This is a genomic window from Tenacibaculum profundi (assembly GCF_057162725.1).
This window is the reverse complement of record NZ_CM169894.1, coordinates 3,199,083-3,219,556: the sequence shown is the minus strand read 5'-3', so window position 1 is coordinate 3,219,556 and position 20,474 is coordinate 3,199,083. Positions and strand designations below refer to the sequence as shown.

Below are 20,474 nucleotides of genomic sequence, written 5' to 3'. Positions count from 1 at the left end.
TTTAAGACAAATCTATATTGTTCTATTTTGATCAAAAACCCAAGTTTATTCAATCATCGTATACTTCTATTAAAACGTGCATATTTTCTTTTTAATTGATTTTTACGAATTACTGCTGTAACTCTATTCTTATAATTTTAAAACGATACTATTCCTAATTATAAATGGCTTTTATAGTACCGTTATCTATTTAAATTTCCTGTAACTAAATTGCCATTACGCTATTGCTAAATGTCAATCAACAGGGTTAAAACCCAAAAAGCCTACTCCTAAAAAACAATAAAACCACAACATCCCTGCTCTGGCTTTATCTTTAGTATTTTTAATTTTAATTTCTGTATTGCTTACTCATAACATCCACACGAAAGGATTTTCCGTATAACGGAACTGGCAGTGCGGGAGCGGGAGTAAATACAGTGATATAGTTTTAATTTAGTTCCGTTCTTTTAAATAGTTTTGTCCATTTAATTCCAAATTTAAATAGTAAGAAAATAATAAAAAGATATACTCCGTAAAACACCAATGTAACTATCGTAAATGTTTCAAAATTATCACTAAAAAGTTTTTTACTACCTAACCATAAATGAGTAGGTTTGATTAGTATTTTTAAGAGGGCGTATATTGTAAGATAAGATGCTATTAATAAAGAGACAATTCCTGCATTTTTTTAATCATCTATTTTTGATTCTAAGTGTGTTCCTATATGAATGGCAACGGCTTGTGTATGGTGCGTATCCCGCGAGGTATGCACTATAAATTTTGTTGTGGGTAGTTTTTTTATACTGCGTTTTCCATTTCAATTCCAACACTTAGTAATAAAGCGTCATATTGTTCTTCATCCTTTTCTTTGATTTTATCTAAAATGAATTTTGCTGTTTTTTTCATTTCAGGAATATCTATAGGTGTCATACTTCTTTCAAACAGCCCTTCCAAATGCGAGAATTCATTATTGATTCTATCTGTCATCGTTGATGCTTGTCTATTGTTTCCAAAAAACTTTGTGAGTTTTTCGATATCGCTATTAGTATTTGGATATTTGTAATATAGAAAAGCTTCTAAAAATTTTCGTGTGTTATTTCCGAAGTTATAATATAAATTGTGTTGATTTTCATCTTCAGCATCTACAATCGAACATCTGTAAATTTGATGGAAAAGAAAGTTAAACTCTGTTACATAATCTTTTAAGTATCTCGGCATTATATTGATCTTGCTAATTTCATTTGCCCTCGAGATTAAAAAATAGCTACACTGATTTTTATTTAAGGCACTTGGTAGTCTTTTCAAGTATTTTAGAAAATCAAGACTGTGCGTAGAAATAAATATTTGTTCAAATTCTTGTTTTGAAATGATCTCAGCGTTAATTAAACTATAAACGAAAAATATATGATTACTATCCAAACTTGAAATTGGGTCATCAATCCAAATAATTGGTTTACTGCCTTTCGTCTCGACATCTTCAAGCTTTGCCATAAAATAACAAAAAGCGATTAGACTGCTTTCACCCTCACTCAAATGATGAGCTTTGATTCCATTTCGAACAATTTCAAATTTTATTTTTTTACCCCCAAAATCATCAGTTTCCTCTAAAGCTTTTAATGATAGAAAGTCATGACCGAAAAAATTATTGAGATACTCATTTACTTTTAGTGCTCCTTTTTCTTCATCCTGTATCAAACGTTCTTTATCTTCAATTTGAGCAATTTGCTGTTTGATTTTTTCTTCTACAGCTTGTTTATTTTGTGTTTCACTATGAAAAGTTTCTTTCAAAGATTGAATGTCTGCTATTGTATTATCATAATGAATGTTTGTTTTAAAGTCACTGACTTCTCTTAATCGTAATAATCTTTTCGCCTCTACCTTTTCTGTACCTATAGAATTACTGTATTCGTTTGCTTCCGTTCTGAGAGTTTCAAACATTGTCCAACAATCTTCTAATTGTTTACTGTAATCTGTGATATCATTATATATTTTCGGATTAAGTAAATCATCTTTACGTTCTTGAAGTTTTTCTTTTACAATTTTTAATTCATTTTTTATGTAATTAATAGTTTGTTGCCTATTTATAATCAGAGTGTCCAAATCTGAATGAAACTTTGAATAAAACACATTTTTGTTTATTTGAAGCTCTGAGTCAATATTTTGAATTGAATGTTCCGTCTTAGTAATTAATGAGTCAATTTCCTTTTCTAATTTTTCAGATTCTTCATCAAAATGACTGTCTAGCTCTTTCCAACGTTCCTGAGATATATCGTTACCGCAAAATGAACATTGTTCAAGTTTTTCTTTGTGCAGTTGACGTCCTTCTTTAACCCAACGATTGAGAATAGCATCTTTTAGAAGCTGATCTATTTTATTAGAACTACTTATTGACTTTGTTACAAGTTCTTTTGCCTTTAAATTTAGTGTAGATAATTCTAAATTTGGTTTTGAAATTTCTGGAACATCTCGATTTGTTCTCTCCCGAAGCAAATTAAGTTTTTGGGCTACTTCATCATCAGTTAAAGGCTGAAAAGAGGCTTTTACAACAGTTTCAATATCTTTTTTTAATTTGTTAATATTATAGTTTTGGTCACCATACTTATCAGACTTATACTTTATTCCATTAGGATTGTTAGTTGCTTTATAACTTAATTGGTCGTTTAAAGATTTACTTGCTTTTTCCAATGCTAGCTGCGCATTTCTAGCCGTTGCAGAAACATTTTTTAATTCAAGGTAAAATCCTGTTGCTTCGATTTCTTCCTCAATGTTTTCATTTTTACCTAGTTTGCTTTTTAGTTCCTTAATTTCAGATTCTATTGTAGCATTACCACCAATTATAGCAAATGGAGCAATGCTTTCATCTGGGTTTACTATAAAACGAAGATTAGCTTTTACAAAATCGTCGTTAAAAACTCTGATTTTTTTTCCGTGTCCAGTTAAATTGTTAGGTGTGCTATCTGCAACATCTGTGATACTAACTTCAAATTGAGGGTTCTCATACTTTTCGGATAAATTTCCAGTTTCTAATGCTCTAACAATACGAGAAAGGGTAGTTTTCCCCGAATAATTTCGACCATAAATAATGTTGATTGGTTTAAAGAGAACAATGTTGTTGCCTTTATCTCGAATGGTTGAATTCCAATCAAAATCTTGAAATACGGCAAGATTATTTATCGTTTTAAACTTTGTAATCATTTACTTCTTATTACTCTTGTTACATTACCCACAACTAGTGGATATACACAATTGTGTATATTTCTTCTTTATCGTGAAATTATTAATAAACCTTGAAAAAACCAACAATTTAAACAGTTTAAAGACTTCTTTTATCCGAATACAAACGTTTACAACCATTTACAAAAGACTATAAACGTTTATTATATTTACTACCATGATCTCAAATAACTTTATCATTTTTTTAAGTATAGAATCTACTTTTTATTTATGATTCGGTTGCTAAATCTTGAACATAAAAAAACACCTTAATTAAAGTGTTTTTGAGTGTGTTTTTGATGTCTTTTTCAATTTAACTTCATCACTTTAAACCTTCAATCATTTTCGAATCATCCGAACTTACAAACGATCCTATTAATAAGTGTAATGATAAAATAAGAGCATCTTGTTCGGCTTCCAAATTACTATAACTACCTTTACCAATATCTGCAATATCATAGTTTATTATTTCAATACAACTTTCTTTTCCTTTGTAATTTATCATTTCTCTTCCATCAAAATGAACAAAAGTTTTTGGAATAACTACTTTTGATAGATCAATTGCCTTTTGCCCTAAGCTAATAATTTCTTCTCTTGAGTCTGATTTCCAAATCTCTTTTTTTATCTTAATCAAATCTTTTACTAATTGAACCTGATGTTCTGTAGGCTGTATTTGCATCTAATTCTTTTTTCTTAAAAATAGATCAAAAATATAATATGTTCATGTTACTTACCGCAATTATATAATAAGGTTTTCTTCATTTTTAAAGTATGGAACCAACTTTTTATTTATAATTCGGTTGCTAAGTCTTGGATATTAAAAAACATCTTTACTAAGATTCTTTAAGCGTTGGTGTCGCAATAATTAATGTTGTAAAAAATATATTGAAGAGCAAAAAACCACGCTATAATCTCTTATAACGTGGCTTTATCTTTATTATTTTAATATAGTACTTGCCATTGCACCCGAACAAAGTGAATTGATGAACTCCGATTTTAAAAATAGAATTCTCGTGAATAAATGGCTTTTATACTACCGTTTTCTATTTAAACTTCCTTTAACTAATTGCCATTACGCTTTCGCTAAATGTCAATCAGCGGGGTATATAATACTTGATGGTCAAATAAAAACCTCCTTCTTCGTTACTAACGGTACAAACAAAAAGTTTATTAGTCTTAAAATTTATAGCAAGTACCTGATAAGCCTCATCATTAAAATACCCAGATGGCCCTAGTAAATGAACATCATATTTAAGTAGAAAATTTCCAATATCTATTCGGTCATTAGAGTTAAGTTTTACTTTCCATATTTTGGAATTTAAACATTTAAGGTCAAAATTTACTTCAAGTTTAATGATAGTATCTTTATTTTTCTTGCTAAGAATAGAGATGTTACCCTTCTCAGGAATAAAACCTTGATTATCTAAATCGTAAACAGAATTTATCTTTATTTTAAGGTTGTCCGTATTAAACAAATCACTTGATATATTTTTATTCTCTTTACAAGAATAACTCACTACTAAAAAAAATAAACAAATAGTAAATCTAAACATCCTGTTCTCCATTATCTTCTATTTTTTAATTCTTCTAATTTTTTTCTATCACGTTTTATCCCATAATTACTTTTTACTCTAACTCCGTGATGTTCTTTTCCTTTTTTTAGATTAAAATATTTTCTCATACTATTTACAGAATTATCGATATCTCCTTCTGGGTGTATATGTCTTAACAATTCATGTAATGCTACACCTCCTACTGAATGACTAGAGTTACCTGAATAAATTTTTAAAAGATCAGATAAAATAACTAATTGATGTGATTCTGTATGACCTCCATAATAATCAACCATTAACCCATGTCCTGTAGCTCCATCATAATCTGATTTATCAGGAACAATATCAACTACTATATCTGAATGAGCATCAATGATATCCTTCAACATTCTTACGTAATAATGCTGATCCCAATCAAACCCCATACTTCCAACAATTTTATAAGTTTCTACTTTTATATATTCTGGATCTCCTCCTAAGAAATAATGTGAAAAAGTCCATTTATATTCTAGTCTTGTAGATTTTTCAATAGAGAAAGGTGTTTGTCCAAACTTATCCTTAAATATTCTATTAAGATCATTTGCTATTGCTTGGGCTTCTTCTTTATTATCATTAGCAATACTATCAGGTTTATTATTATTACTCCCATCAGCATTTCCTCCATTTTTAGCGTAGGCAAGAGCTTCATCAAATGTAACAACTTTCCCATTTATTACATATTGTCCTGTATCAGAATTATAAATAGAATCTGCCCCACTTGGGTCAGCAAAATAAACAGGATTATTATCAAAAGCAACACTTGTTCCTTGTGAATGATGTGTAACAGGATCAATACCGTTAAAACGTCCAATAGCAGGATCATAGCTTCTTAAATCCATTTCATACAAATTCAGCCCTAACGATTCTTCTAACTCAATACCATTGTATTTGAACTTCTGCGCAGTACTATTCCCAAGGGATGAGACGTTGTTATTGTATCCTTTGTGTTTAAGTCCAAAAGGATAGTAATTACTTTCCTCAACGATTTCCGTATTAGCTGAAATTACGCCGTCTCCGTTATTATCAGTATAAGACAATCGAACGTTTCCTAAATGGTCTTTGTATTGATACACATACTTAAAGCCTGTATTGTCTTTGGTTACATAACCTTCAGGATGGTTAAAGAACTCTAAAGTATTGTTTTTATACACATAATTACCAGCGTAATCTGTGGTGGTATTTTCTACTTTTTTTCTAAGCTTAACACCACTGGCATCATACACATAATCAATGTGCTTGCCGTTAATGGTAACCCTTGTTGGTAAGTTTAAGTGATTGTAAGTAATATTGGATATCCCTTTGTTTAAATCTTTAATCATGTTACCATTGTCATCATAAACAAAATCATTTCCTGAATTACTACCTTCTTTGAAACCAAAAGTTTTATTTCCACCAGAAAGTTCTTCTACTTTAATAAGTTTATTTCCTGTATTATTTTCATTGTAGGTATATTTTAATCGGTCCATATTAGCAAAACTTTCTTTATTTTGCCAACCATTTCTATTAAGTGTTAAAATATTTCCGTTTTTATCATACGTAATCCCTGAAACATTGTAATTTGAGGTGTTGCTTCCTAAAGCTGTGGTAATTCTGTTTAAAGCATCATAGCTATAGGTATAAGAATTGCTAACGGGGCTCTGCGTGTCATTTACACTTGCAGTAGCCCAGTTTGTTTGTGCAATATTTCCGTTATATAAACGCTTGTTCACCTGATCAATATCATTATACTTAATGGTAAAGTTAAATAAATCATTGTCATTATGAGTATCTGCATTGATCTTTTTTAGCCATCCTCTAACATTATAAGCATAGTCTACTTTTTGCAATCCACCCCCAACTTCTTTCGTTTTTAACTGCCCTAATTCATCGTAAGTATTATTAATAATGCTATTAGCACTCCCTTTGGCTATTACAAAACTAACCGATTTACCTATAGCTGCTTTTACACTAAATCCTTGTTTCAATGTTATGGAGTTTTTATCTGATATAACTCGGTGATTCGTTAGTACCATAGGTGCTTGGAAAACACTATTTGATGCCTTCGCATCAGCAGTACAATCGGTTAAACTAGCATTCCCTAAACACTGGCTTTGAGACAACAACCTACCTACATGATCATAAGTAAATTTATCAATAGTTACTAGCGCCTCTTTTCCTTTTTTGATATGCGTTGTTCTGGTTTTTACTATTTTACCTACAAAATCCAATTGGCTTTCAACAATATCAGTAGTTTCAAGATAATCATTATAACTGTAAACATATATAGGCCTTGCTTTTTCATCGTAATAAGAAACAGTGGTAATCCATTTATCAGTACCTAATACCTTTACTTTTGAACCAGTAGCTAAACTTCTAACATTTTGTGTATTGGCTATTCCGAAAGCAGTAATACTTGATAGTGCCTCTACTTTATCAAAAGAATAGTTATCATAATAATTTACCGTTAGCACTTCAATATTTACATTTGGAAAGTTTGTATTTGTATAGTGTAAAGCTTCAGTCGAACTTTCTTTTTCATACATTTTACTATCATCAGCGGTGCTATTTTGTAAATTTTCTTCGTTAAAATAATGCTGCATTTTTTGTTGACTCAATACACTTGCATGGGTATAAATTCCAGTATAAATAGCTCTTCCCAACACATCATATTTGGTAAACATCCATTGCCTTAACGATCGTTGCATAGCATCCTGAGTTAACACAGGTCTGTCTAAGGCATCATAAACGATATATTCCTTCCCTTTACCAGGAATTTTCTTTTCTATCAAGCGATTTCTATGGTCGTAAATATATTGATAACATAACTCAGACAGTTGATCCATTGAAATAGTACTAGAGGTATTTACTTTAGGAGGTAAAACGTATGTTAGGTTACCATAATCATCATAAACATAGTACGTATCGTGAGCCACTTCGGCTCCATCTATTTTTGCATAGGTGCGCTTTAAAACTACCTGACCTTGTTTATTCTTAAACTCTTCAGTGGTATGTAACTTATTAGCTGTTCCATTGTGATTTTCATCTTTGGTGATCACTTTATACAATTGGCCTTCAGTGAACTTTATAATTTCTTGATTTAAAACAGGTTTACCATTACTATTTATACTTACTGAAAACTCCCTAACCTGATCTTCTTCCTTGTTAGGTTGGTACTCGAAATCAATTTCATGACCTCCCCCCATACGCCAATCATAACCAGGAGCAGCTTGCTGCAACACTCTATTTAAAGGCGATTTTTCATACCTTTTTTCTGAGAATGGATTTGGGTTACTTTTTTTAATATCTTCCGAAAATTTAGCTGTATACGTTTCAATAATCGATTTTTCTGGATCGTTATTATAAGCTCCATTATCTTGAGTAGATGTATAAGGTAAGTATTCCTTTACCTGCCTTCCCATTGCATCATATGTTATATGCGAAACTATATCTTTACCCTTTGGACTTTGTCCTACACCTACAATCTGTTTAGCCCTACCCAATGCATCAAAGTAAGTAATACTTTCTACCTTTTCATTAGTTGAATTAGTCAGCTCTTCTTCTTGATACCCTCTCTGATAATCTATCTTATGAATATAATTTTCATCATCAGAAGTATATTTTTCGCAACCAGTTAATAAAATATCAACAGAACTTGATTCTTCACTAAATACGCCATTACTTCTCATCGCTCTTAAATAATAAGTTCCTGAAACTTTTGCTTCAAAAGTTGTGCTCGAATTAGAGGTATCAGTACCCAAAGGATTCATTCCCTGCCAATACCATTTTATATCATTGGGTTCTGCTAGCTTTTGAATAATGGCTTTATCACAAGATTGAGCTTTAATAAAAGGTTTTTTAGGCTTTTCAACAGGTACATAATCTTCATCAAATTTTACACGAAGATGCTTATATGGAAAAGGCATTTGGAGACTATTAGGGGTGGGTGAAGATACCTTAATTGAACATTCCACATAGGCTAAATTTGAAGTACCAAATACCGAGGGATTCCCTGTTACTGGATCAATAATATACTCAATGCCTGTCCATTTAACTGTTATCTCATCCTTTGTTTCTTTAATAATGTCTCCTCCAAAAACAGCCCATTCAACCGAATCAACATTTTTAATACTCGTTACTAGTTTATAAGTAGCAATTTTAGATGCATATACCGTAATTGGTCCTTCTATATCAAACCTGTAAGCAACATCTAAACCTACTGATTCTAAAGGCTTAACAGGTATCGCTTGAGGTAAACTATTAAATTGTGCTAAAATTGAAAAACTATTAATCAATGCAATAGCTATTAATAAAATTACTTTTTTCATAGTTTTTAGTTATTTTTTTGAAGTTCTTCTATTGGTATGTTAAAACGACACCAATTGTTATTATCATTCTTTCTAAAACCTGATTTAAATAATATTTCATGTGATACAATAGTCTGATATGGACTTGATGTGCTTATATCATCTCTATAAATTTCACAGACAACTTTTCCTAATTTATTATCCAAACATGCTGGCACAAAAAACACTGTTTTAATAACCAGGGTTTTTGCCAAAGAATAACGTTTTCCTTCTGAAATAATGTACCAATTGTATTTCAAATTTTCTTCAGAATTATTTTGATTGGGCAAAGAGTTACATTTTCTTATTTTTTCATTTACGTAATAACAATCAGGTATATTTTTTAAATTTTCTATATTGTTCAAGGCAAAAGAATAACCTTTTCTTAGAATTTGAAAATAACCTTTTTGAAAATAATCATTTAATGTATAAAAATTTCGATTGAGATCATCTATAGAACCGGGTATGATATCACCTTCATGACGTGATATCATTGTTGGTGTGTAAAATAGATTATTATAGCTTATTAATTGATCTTTTACAATATCAAAAGCTAATACGCTCGACATATCTTCAGGTTTCCAAAAGTATTTTGGCGCATATCTGTTTGCAGGGTAAGGAATCATGTATTCTTTAAGGTTTCCTATACTTACAGACACCTCATCTGTTGTATTCTTAGGATCGCTATTCACTTCATTTCCTGAACTATTATTTTCCTTATTACATTCCTTTTTCTCTCCTTTGTAATTGTAACAATATTGTGTTAATACCTCTCCTTCTTGATTTTTAACATATTGTAATCGATTAAATGTATCATAATCATAATAAGTAGTACGTTTTCTAGTATCTGTAGTACTTGTTATACCAATTAACGGGTCATAAGTGTAAACTGTTATTACTGCTTTTGCCAAAGAGCTTAAGCTATACAATTTATTCAATGCTTTTCTTAATTGTCCTTCATAGCCTACGTAAGAGGTTACAACTCCTTGCTTATTTTTCGTATCCAACGTTCTATCGTAATCTCTATTAGATGCATTTTTTATTTCAGTTATATACGTTTCTGGAATATCTTCCAATCTAGCCCCTTCTACCTTAGCTACAGGAAAACTGTTATTATAACCATAAATATAGCATACGGGAACTCCTTTGTTTTTTGCAATTTCAACCAAGTTTCCATTGGTATCAAATGTTTGCTTTACGCCTGTCTCTAAAGCATTATTTTCCTTAGATATCTTTACATTTCTTGGCGCTATAATTCCACTACCCCAGTTTTTGAAATTTATCCGTTGAGTGCTTAGTAAATGATCGTCTCTATAGCTTTCCGTTTGTACAGCGGTACCTAAACGTCTTTTTTGTTTTAAAAGATTTATAGCATTCAATGCTTCATTACTAAGTAATTCATGTCCAATTGAACCACTATTTATTACATCATTTGGATAGTAATTTTTAACAACCAACGTTTCTTCTTTCGCTATTTGTGTTTTACGCTTCTTTACAAAAGGATACAAAGGATCATAAACCATCTCTGTTTTACTATCTATTACTCCATCTGTATAATGCGTTTTACTTTCACTTACCGTTTTTAAGTTTCTATGGGAAAATATTTTCGGAAAAAATTTCAATTTAAAATCACGAGGGCCCGACACAGGAACAATTTGCGACTTGGACATTTCTACTGTTTGGTTCATCGCATCAAACAATTGATAGGTATAATTATGTGTTTCTTTTTTAACTATTTTACCCTCAGCATCTCTTATTGTTTTTTTGGTTAATTTTCCTAATTTCACATCATTATTATTTAAAAAAGAAAAATGAGCTCCATTTTCAAAAGAACGTTTTATTTCTTTATCAAATATCTCTCCTCCAAAATAATCCTGTAATTCGGGCTCTTCAACAGGAAACTCATTAGCCGTTGAAAACTCTTTTTCAGTGACTCCATTATTGATGCCATTTTTCACTATTACTCTTGAATAAATTATATTATTTCCATCAGCTAATTTTACTTGATTTTTAGAAGAAGAGTAAACCCGAATATCTAACTTACCCTGTTTAATACCATTTTGTACATCAAATCTGGAATTATTTGCAAAATCATGGGTCACCCTTATGTCTCCAAAAAGCGGTAAATTATTGATAACACCTGAAGAGTACCCTTTTTCATCTTCGTAAAAATACTCTTCCAATAGTTTAACATGCTTTTTTTCGTCTTCAATACGTTGTTTTTTCAAACGCAAACCAGCAGCTGAAATATTTTTAACTGTAGGTGTTGAAAAAGTATTTAATTCATACGTAAAATATTGATTTGCTCCTGTAGGTTTTTTAATTCTCACTAAAGTACCTGCTTTTGTATATTTTAGGTTGGAAGAAATATCTCTTCCTTTGGTTTTATATGAATCATCAAATATTTTAAAAGGAGAAAAACTAAATCTTTTTTTATTGTAACTAAAGTATAAAGTGGGTGGCTCCATATAAACTGAAGGGTGTTTGTCATTTTCATAAGAATCTTTAATGCCATTTGCATACCCTAAATAATCTACTGTAGTCGCCCCAAATTCAGGCAGTCTTGTTTCATCGTAAAAGAATTGATAAGGAGGTAACGTTTCTCCAAAAATATTTTCCTCTTGTACAGTTTTAAGTTTTAATCGTAAACATTCTGGTTTATTACAATTATTTGTATTTGCAACAAAATAGTCATAATTCAATGTATACTTTTTAATTAATCTTCTTGAGTTATTTTTAACAATAACATTTGTTAATGCTCTATCTCCAATTACATCTTTTCGTTTGTGTGAGTATATAAAATCAACCACCCCATTTTTAAATTTAATTTTAGTTAAACGATGTAACTGCGGATAAAACACCTCTGTTATATTAGGTAAACCTAACGGATAAAATTTTTCATTCGTTGTAATCTCATAATTTTGAGACTTACTATACATTCTTGGCGCCGTTTGATATGCTTGGTATTTAAATTCTATTTTATCGCCATTGTTATCTTTTATATAACTTAAATGATATGTTGTAATTTCTTGAGAACTTACATGAGCGTCACCATCAGATAATTCTTGTCGTGAAGCTCCTCTTGTAACATATTGATTAGCATCTAACACACTAAAACCATATTTAATTCCGTTATTGCTGGTAATCTCGATATTATTAATACATGTAATAGCTCTGGGCTTACTTCCATGAAATTTTTGAATTATAGCAGGCATATTCGTATTTTCAAAAACATCTAAAAAAGGAATTACATTACTTTTTCCTATAGAAGTAACTATTTGATTTCCCTGATAATCTATTTCAAATGGTGTTTTATCTTTTTTATGTGTAAACTTTGTGTTTAGACCAGGTGCATTGACAAGAAACAAATCTGGATATGGGTCTTGTTTTGTAACCAAACGTTTAAATAAATCTTTTGTAACAATGGTATCTTTACTATTCTTTTCATAACCAAAAAAATCTTGTATTGACTGATCCTTCCCCCCTACTAACCAACCTATTGACTTTATAGTTGAGCCACGCAAAGTTTCTTTTGCTCTATCAAAATCGTCATATTTTAATTTTCTTTCAAACTGACATAATTGCGTATCGCCACATTCATTTGTAATTGCTGGTTCATCTGGAAACTTATCTCGAAAAGCATCTGCAAAAACCATAGAAAAATCTTCAAATCCTTTTATTACCTTTGTAATTGAACCGCCTGCATCCAATGACCAATTTAAACCTACATTTGAAGCCAAAGAATTGACCTTAACTCCTGAACTAATATAATTTAACTGAATTGGAATTGTTACCCCTCCTTGATTAATTTGATATAAAGGTACATTAATACTAGCTCTACCGCTAGCGCCATTTAAAGAACTTATTTTTGATTCATGAAATGCACTTGCATCTGGTGAAGTTATTTTTTGTACCGCATTATCGTAAAAATGATCAGAAGAAAATTTTGATAATTTACTTTGCGAAAAAGCATTCTTAAAAAAGAAAATCATCCAAATAAATTGAATTATACACTTTATTTTAAACACCTTAATATTGCACTTTGATTTTTTCATATAGTTTGAATATGTTTATTTAGCAATTAATTTTCATTTATCTATTATTTTACACAAACTCTTTTTTAATAAAGGTTGTACTTTGTTTAAGCTTAAACGCTTAGTTTTTCTCTTTTAATAATTTCTGAACTAACGCTTTTAATTCATCAATCTCTTTTTTCTGAGCATTGATCTCTTTTTGTTGTTTATCAATCTTTGAATTTCCTTTTTTTAACTCTTTAATTTCTCTCTCTTGCGCAATGGTATATAATGTCAACTCCTCAATTTTTTGCAACAATTGAATTTGAAAGTCCCCAACATTAACGCCTGTTTTCTCCATTTCCTTTGCGGATGCAATATCTGGTAAATGCTTTTTTTCTTTTATATGCTTTTCGATTGATTTTAAAGTTGGTAATTTATAGTCCTCTTCAAAAACGAAATCGGCAGTTGGCGAAGTTGTTACCTTTATTTCTTTTGCCTCAAACTTACCGTTTAAAGCAGCGTTACCATTACTTTTGACCGTTAATAATCTTGATCCATTGTACTCGCCTTTAGATATAATCCATTGTTCTGAATGTAAATTACCAAAATAAAAGTTTGGAGTTCCATCTTTAAACTGAGTTTGTATTCCTTGAATAAATCCGCCAGTATCTGTATTTCTTCTAAGTTTCAATAAAGGCGAGTAATTTTGGAAAATTCCATTACCATCGACATGTAATTGTTCATGAGGTTCTACTATGCCAACACCTACTTTTCCTAAAACACTCATTTGATTTTTTAAAGTTATATAATCTCTTTTTTCAGAATTATTTATTGTAGTAGGGTCTGTAATTTTGACCTGTTCTGTATTAAAACTTGAAGTAGAAACACCTTTAATATTAATGGTTATTTTATTACCAGTACTTACCAAATGGTAAATAGGTATTACCAAGTGATTATGATCATTTAATACAGCTTCTCCTAATTTCCATTGACTGGAAACTAGGCCAAAAGAGGTGGGAACCTCGCTTGTAGCTCGATATAGTCTACCGACATTCTTACCAATTTCATATCTCTTAGTGTATTTACCAATAGTATTTTGATGATTCCATGAGCCTGTAAGAGTTACTTCCATATATCCCCAAAATTGAACGTCTCCAAAATCTATATATGCCACTTGATTTGGTGAATCATTCTGAAAGTATGACGATCTTTTTGTTATTTCGAAATGATGACTTTGAGCATTTAAATTTAAAAATATTCCCATCATAGCAATGGCAGCAATTTTCATTGTTGTTTTCATCTATTTTATTTTTGATATTTTTACCCCCTAGTAAAACCATTTTAGGGAAACAGTGTTCATAACGATTTTAACTATGGTATGGTGATTTATATTTTTATGGCAAACATCCATCTATATCCGAGCGCAAATATAAAAATATTTTTAACACACTAAATACCAATTATTTGTTTAAAACAACTAAACTGTTTTTTTGAGAGCTTTGTAATTACCCTATATATATTAACACAAACTAAGCAAACAACTCTACAAAAAATTCACCTATAAAAATTCTTAAACCATGATTTATTTTTCATCTTTTAGAAACGATAAATCAGCACAATGTTTTTTATATAGTTAACACAGAAAAACATATAAAAATAAGAGAACTTCTGTTTTTATTTAAGTGCAAAAAAATTGCTTTTTTTATTATTTATTTTGGTGTTGAAATAGTAAAAAAAGAACAATCTGTTTCGATAATTTCAAATTGCAAATGGTATTCTTAGTACTCACTAACATTTTTTCTTTTCCACAACACCCACCCCTTCACTTTTTCATTCTTTTCAACAATCCTTTTTCAAATTTCATTCAGTTACTTCATTCAGTTATTTCATATATAAAAGAAGAGATCCTTTCTAAAGGATCTCTTCTTTTATATATGAAATTCATTTCTTTTACGAATACTCGAAAGTACCGTAATTGCTTTTGATAGTTAACTTTTTGGTGTCAGATGCTTCCACTCTTCCTATAATTTGAGCTTCTACGTTAAAAGATTTAGAAATAGCCACAATATCTTCCGCTATTTCAGGCGATACGTACAACTCCATTCTATGCCCACAGTTAAAAACTTGATACATTTCTTTCCAATCTGTTTTTGATTGTTCTTGGATCAATTTAAAAAGTGGCGGAACATCAAACATATTGTCTTTAATCACATGGTTCTTTTCTGTAAAATGTAAAACTTTTGTTTGTGCTCCTCCCGAACAGTGAATCATTCCATGAATCTTATCCGATGTGTAACTTGCTAAAATCTTTTTAATAATTGGCGCATACGTTCTTGTCGGAGATAACACCAATTTTCCTGCATCAATGGGTGCATTTGCAACCGCATCTGTAAGTTTTATATTTCCTGCGTATACTAAATCCGAAGGCACCGATGCATCATAACTTTCTGGGTATTTTTCTGCTAAGTATTTATGAAAAACATCATGACGTGCAGAAGTTAAACCATTACTTCCCATACCCCCATTATATGTTTTTTCATAAGCTGCCTGTCCAAAAGAAGCCAATCCTACAATAACATCTCCTGGCTGTATATTCGCATTATCAATCACCTTTTCCCTCTTCATTCGAGCAGTAACCGTTGAATCTACAATGATTGTTCTTACCAAATCACCCACATCTGCCGTTTCACCTCCAGTTGAATGAATAGTTACTCCGAACTCCTTTAGCTCTTCTATCAACTCTTCTGTGCCATTAATAATAGCAGCAATCACCTCTCCAGGTATTAAGTTTTTATTTCTACCAATGGTAGAAGATAGCATAATGTTATCAGTGGCTCCTACACACAATAGATCATCTATATTCATTATCAATGCATCCTGAGCAATACCTTTCCATACTGAAATATCTCCAGTCTCCTTCCAATACATGTACGCCAATGAACTTTTGGTACCCGCACCATCAGCATGCATAATTAAACAGTACTCTTCATCATTGGAAAGATAATCAGGAACAATTTTACAGAATGCTTTTGGGAATAATCCTTTATCGATATTCTGAATTGCTTTATGCACATCTTCTTTTGACGCAGAAACGCCACGTTGTGCATATCTTTTCGATACTTCTTGACTCATGTGTTGTTGTTTTGTTTGCGCGAAATTAATTTAAAACATGAAACTTTCAAAGAGAATACTCTTTATTATTTAAGAGAAAAATCGCACCCACCATAAAAAAACCACTGACTTTAAATAACTTAACAAAAGACACCCCTCAATTACCCTAACCTAAACCAGCTTTACACTGAGCATCAATTAGTAATTCTACCTATTGTTTGACTTCTTCTTCTTCTTGATATTTGCACTCGTCTTAAGAGACGTCTTAAGACTTTCTTTTTCATAGCAATTTTCCCACTCATTTTTTTGAGTGGGTTTCATTTTTTTAACTAAGTGTTTACCCTTGCTAAAACCTAGCAAAAACACCTAGTTACTTTTACCTGTTTTTACTAGTTTCTTTTGTGTATTTTTTGATTTAAATTTAAGTAATATTTGTTACGGGAATCTCAAATATTTATACATTCCAAAAATGTATATAACACGCTATTTTAAAATAGAAATAAACTCCTTCATCGGAGTTTTTTTTAACTCAACTAATCAATTATTCTTGTCTTATTTTTTTAAATAATTTAACCGTTTAAAAAAAGCAACTACTTGTCGTTTTTAAGAAACTCTTTAATAAAAACTGAAACAAATTGACGAAAATCAAAACAACGCTTCCATTCATGCAACCTACATTTGAAATAATAAAAGCAAATGGATTACATTTGGCTGGTTTTCACTCAAACTTATCAAGAATTAAAACTTGATAAGTTTTTTTTATGTTTTTTACCTTGTAAACTACGTAAACATAAAAACTTGCCCTAAATTAACTAGCGCATAAATAAAAGCTCACGGTATTTGGTTAAAGGCCATAGATTATCATCAACCAACAACTCTAATTTATCAGCATGGTATCTTATTATCTCAAAGTAAGGTTTTACCTTCTGCGTATAGGTATCTGCACTTTTTTGACCTTTTAACTTATTTGCTTTTTTTCTTTCTTCTGTCATCAATTCAATGGTAGAATTAATTTCAGCAATGTGATTGGATATTTTTTTTATTAATGTAATTTGCTCTTTAGCAAACGACTCGTACTCGTTTTCAAAAATTTCCTTTAGCCCTCTAACATTTTTAATTAGCGTATTTTGGTACTGAATTGCTGTTGGAATTACATGATTACGAGCTACATCTGCTAACACACGACTCTCAATTTGAATTCGTTTTACATACTCTTCCAACTCAATTTCGTGTCTTGCCTGTACTTCTACCTTATTCATAACTTTCATTTCTTCAAACAATGAAATCGCTTTTTTAGAAACCTGAGCCTTTAAAGCATCTGGAGTTGTTTTATTATTGCTTAACCCCCGCTTGTTGGCTTCCTTCTCCCATGCTTCCCCATAACCATCTCCTTCAAATCTAATTTTTTTAGAAGCCTTGATATACTCTCTTAAAACATTAAATATTGCCTCGTCCTTTTTTAACTTCTTACCATCAACCAATTCATCAACCTCATTTTTAAAGTCTTTAAGTTGTTTCGCAATTATAGTATTTAACACGGTCATAGGCCCCGCACAATTAGATCGTGATCCAACCGCTCTCAATTCAAATTTATTTCCCGTAAAAGCAAAAGCAGAAGTTCTATTTCTGTCCGTATTATCTAGTAGAATTTCAGGAATTTTACCAACGATATTAAGCTTTAGGTCCGTTTTTTCCTGAGGAGACAACTTTCCTTTCGTTACATTTTCCAGCTCATCTAATACACTGGATAATTGAGACCCAATAAATACGGATACAATTGCTGGAGGCGCTTCATTTGCACCAAGCCTATGATCATTACTTGCACTGGCCACAGAAGCTCTTATTAATTCCTCGTATTCGCAAACCGCTTTAATTGTATTTACAAAAAAGGTTAAAAATTGTAAATTTTTCATAGGGGTTTTTCCTGGACTTAATAAATTAACTCCTGTATTGGTTGACAAACTCCAATTATTATGCTTCCCTGAGCCATTTATTCCTGCAAACGGCTTCTCATGAAACAACACTTTAAAATTATGGCGTTGTGAAACCTTTTCCATTACATCCATTAATAACGAATTATGGTCTACCGCTAAATTTGCTTCTTCATGAATAGGAGCCAATTCAAACTGATTCGGAGCTACTTCATTATGACGTGTTTTTACCGGTATTCCAAGTAACATACACTCTTGCTCTAAGTCACGCATAAAGTTCATGATCCTTGAAGGAATGGTTCCAAAATAATGATCATCTAACTGTTGTCCCTTCGCAGAAGCATGCCCCAAAAGCGTTCTACCAGTCATCATAATATCAGGTCTTGTAGCCGCCAACGCTTTATCAATCAAAAAATACTCTTGCTCCCATCCCAGGGTGGCATTTACCTTGGTAACATTCTTATCAAAGTACTTACAAACAGCCGTTGCCGCCTCATCAACTGCCTGAAGAGCCCTTAGCAAAGGCGCTTTATTATCTAATGCTTCACCTGTATACGCTACAAAAACAGTAGGTATGCATAATGTGGTACCGTATATAAATGCAGGAGAGGTAGGATCCCAGGCCGTATACCCTCTCGCTTCAAAAGTATTTCGTATTCCTCCATGAGGAAATGAAGAAGCATCGGGCTCTTGTTGCACCAATTGACTTCCATCAAAACGCTCCATTGCTCCTCCCCCTTCAATAGTTTCAAAAAACGCGTCGTGCTTTTCGGCTGTAGCCCCTGTTAAAGGCTGAAACCAATGTGTATAGTGGGTTGCTCCTTTTGCAAGCGCCCATTCTTTCATACTAACGGCAATTTGATCTGCTATCTTTCTATCGATTTTAATACCATATTCAATAGCATCCATTACACTTTGATAAGCTTCTTTTGTCATGTGTTGACGCATGGCCCTTTCATTAAAAACATTCTCACCAAACAACTCTGATCTTCTCTTTTTATCTTCAACCGGGATAACTTTTCTATTTAAAACCTCTTTCAGAGCACTAAAACGACTTACCGACATAACAAAATCTTAATATTAAGACATCAAAAATAACAAATATTAAATTACACCCCCAAAAAAACAAGGGTCAATTAAAAAATTTACTTATTTTTAAAAATCAACCCCTAAAAATTTGGGGGTATTACAAAAAATACTGATTTTTGCACTTAACAACACAACAACAATATTTTATAGTACAAAAAGTAAAATCAATGAGTAGATCAAAATTAGAGTACATTTGGCTAGACGGTTACTATCCAACTCAAAACATGAGAAGTAAAACTAAAGTTGTCGCAGATTTTAGTGGGAAATTAGAAGACTGCCCTGTTTGGTCTTTTGACGGCTCTTCAACAAAACAAGCAGAAGGTGGTGACTCAGACTGTTTATTGAAGCCAGTTGCTATTTATCCTGACCCAGCTCGTGAAAATGGTTTTTTGGTAATGACCGAAGTTTTGAAGGCTGACGGAACTCCGCATCCAACAAATGCCCGTGCAAAGATTGATGACAATGATAACGATTTCTGGTTCGGTTTTGAACAAGAGTACTTTATCATGGATACTCACACACAACTTCCGCTAGGTTTCCCTATTGGTGGTTATCCTGGTCCGCAAGGAATGTATTATTGCTCTGTGGGTGGTAAAAACACACACGGAAGAGATTTTGTAGAAGAACATGCTAACTTGTGTATTGCTGCAGGATTAAACTTCGAGGGAATTAATCAAGAAGTTGCTTCTGGTCAGTGGGAATTTCAATTGTTTGCTAAAGGTGCCAAAAAAGCAGGTGATGAAATATGGGTAGCTCGTTATTTACTTGATCGATTAACTGAAAAGTACGGATATTATATTGAGTACCATCCAAAACCAGTTAAAGGAGACTGGAACGGTTCTGGTATGCATGCAAACTTCTCTAACACTTTACTAAGAACCTGCGGTAGCCAAGAAGTGTATGAAAAGGTTTGCGAAGCTTTTCGTCCGGTAACAAAAGAACATATTGCTGTTTATGGTGAATATAACGATCAACGTTTAACAGGACTTCACGAAACAGCCTCTATTAATGATTTTAGCTACGGTATTTCTGACCGTGGAGCTTCTATCCGTATTCCAATTATTACTGTTGAAAAAGGTTGGAAAGGTTGGTTAGAAGACCGAAGACCTGCATCTAATGCAGACCCTTATAAAGTAGCTGGAAGAATTGTTGACACTGTGAAAAGTGCTAACATTGAAGTTAAAGCATAACACTATTTATACAAACAAAAAAACCGCTGAA

Annotated in this window: 9 protein-coding genes; 1 reads left to right on the top strand and 8 read right to left on the bottom strand. The window is 31.7% G+C overall.

Annotation, left to right across the window (positions count from 1 at the left end; genetic code table 11):
- Positions 1-777: 777 nt before the first annotated feature.
- The 8 genes from AC2GW8_RS13015 to AC2GW8_RS12980 form a co-directional block, all read right to left on the bottom strand.
- The gene (locus AC2GW8_RS13015) at positions 778-3,174 is read right to left on the bottom strand and encodes an AAA family ATPase (RefSeq protein ID WP_440880306.1); all 2,397 of its coding nucleotides are present in this window, start codon (positions 3,172-3,174) and stop codon (positions 778-780) included.
- 340 nt (positions 3,175-3,514) lie between these two features.
- Positions 3,515-3,871, bottom strand: a complete 357-nt coding sequence (locus tag AC2GW8_RS13010) for a hypothetical protein (protein ID WP_440880305.1) — start codon at positions 3,869-3,871, stop codon at positions 3,515-3,517.
- Between the two features lie 415 nt (positions 3,872-4,286).
- Positions 4,287-4,757, bottom strand: a complete 471-nt coding sequence (locus tag AC2GW8_RS13005) for a hypothetical protein (RefSeq protein ID WP_440880304.1) — start codon at positions 4,755-4,757, stop codon at positions 4,287-4,289.
- The gene (locus AC2GW8_RS13000; RefSeq protein WP_440880303.1) at positions 4,757-9,088 is read right to left on the bottom strand and encodes a DUF6443 domain-containing protein; all 4,332 of its coding nucleotides are present in this window, start codon (positions 9,086-9,088) and stop codon (positions 4,757-4,759) included. The genes AC2GW8_RS13005 and AC2GW8_RS13000 overlap by 1 nt, the downstream gene beginning before the upstream one ends.
- A 5-nt stretch (positions 9,089-9,093) precedes the next feature.
- Positions 9,094-13,161 (bottom strand): hypothetical protein, encoded by a 4,068-nt coding sequence (locus AC2GW8_RS12995; RefSeq protein WP_440880302.1) that lies wholly within the window; start codon positions 13,159-13,161, stop codon positions 9,094-9,096.
- Between the two features lie 100 nt (positions 13,162-13,261).
- Positions 13,262-14,422 carry a hypothetical protein gene (locus tag AC2GW8_RS12990; RefSeq protein WP_440880301.1) on the bottom strand — a complete coding sequence of 387 codons (1,161 nt, stop codon included), beginning with the start codon at positions 14,420-14,422 and terminating at the stop codon, positions 13,262-13,264.
- A gap of 650 nt (positions 14,423-15,072) precedes the next feature.
- Positions 15,073-16,254, bottom strand: a complete 1,182-nt coding sequence (locus AC2GW8_RS12985) for an AIR synthase related protein (protein WP_440880300.1) — start codon at positions 16,252-16,254, stop codon at positions 15,073-15,075.
- 791 nt (positions 16,255-17,045) lie between these two features.
- Positions 17,046-19,229, bottom strand: coding sequence for a glutamine synthetase III family protein (locus AC2GW8_RS12980; RefSeq protein ID WP_440880299.1), 2,184 nt, complete (start codon positions 19,227-19,229; stop codon positions 17,046-17,048).
- A 191-nt stretch (positions 19,230-19,420) separates the two neighbouring features.
- On the opposite strand from AC2GW8_RS12980, the gene AC2GW8_RS12975 reads away from it, so the two are divergent.
- Positions 19,421-20,443, top strand: a complete 1,023-nt coding sequence (locus AC2GW8_RS12975; protein ID WP_440880298.1) for a glutamine synthetase beta-grasp domain-containing protein — start codon at positions 19,421-19,423, stop codon at positions 20,441-20,443.
- Positions 20,444-20,474 lie beyond the last annotated feature (31 nt).

Excerpts from the sequence above, each read along its gene's own strand:
- AC2GW8_RS13015 (WP_440880306.1), bottom strand. The coding sequence starts at position 3,174 with ATGATTACAAAGTTTAAAACGATAAATAATCTTGCCGTATTTCAAGAT.
- AC2GW8_RS13010 (WP_440880305.1), bottom strand. The coding sequence starts at position 3,871 with ATGCAAATACAGCCTACAGAACATCAGGTTCAATTAGTAAAAGATTTG.
- AC2GW8_RS13005 (WP_440880304.1), bottom strand. The coding sequence starts at position 4,757 with ATGGAGAACAGGATGTTTAGATTTACTATTTGTTTATTTTTTTTAGTA.
- AC2GW8_RS13000 (WP_440880303.1), bottom strand. The coding sequence starts at position 9,088 with ATGAAAAAAGTAATTTTATTAATAGCTATTGCATTGATTAATAGTTTT.
- AC2GW8_RS12995 (WP_440880302.1), bottom strand. The coding sequence starts at position 13,161 with ATGAAAAAATCAAAGTGCAATATTAAGGTGTTTAAAATAAAGTGTATA.
- AC2GW8_RS12990 (WP_440880301.1), bottom strand. The coding sequence starts at position 14,422 with ATGAAAACAACAATGAAAATTGCTGCCATTGCTATGATGGGAATATTT.
- AC2GW8_RS12985 (WP_440880300.1), bottom strand. The coding sequence starts at position 16,254 with ATGAGTCAAGAAGTATCGAAAAGATATGCACAACGTGGCGTTTCTGCG.
- AC2GW8_RS12980 (WP_440880299.1), bottom strand. The coding sequence starts at position 19,229 with ATGTCGGTAAGTCGTTTTAGTGCTCTGAAAGAGGTTTTAAATAGAAAA.
- AC2GW8_RS12975 (WP_440880298.1), top strand. The coding sequence starts at position 19,421 with ATGAGTAGATCAAAATTAGAGTACATTTGGCTAGACGGTTACTATCCA.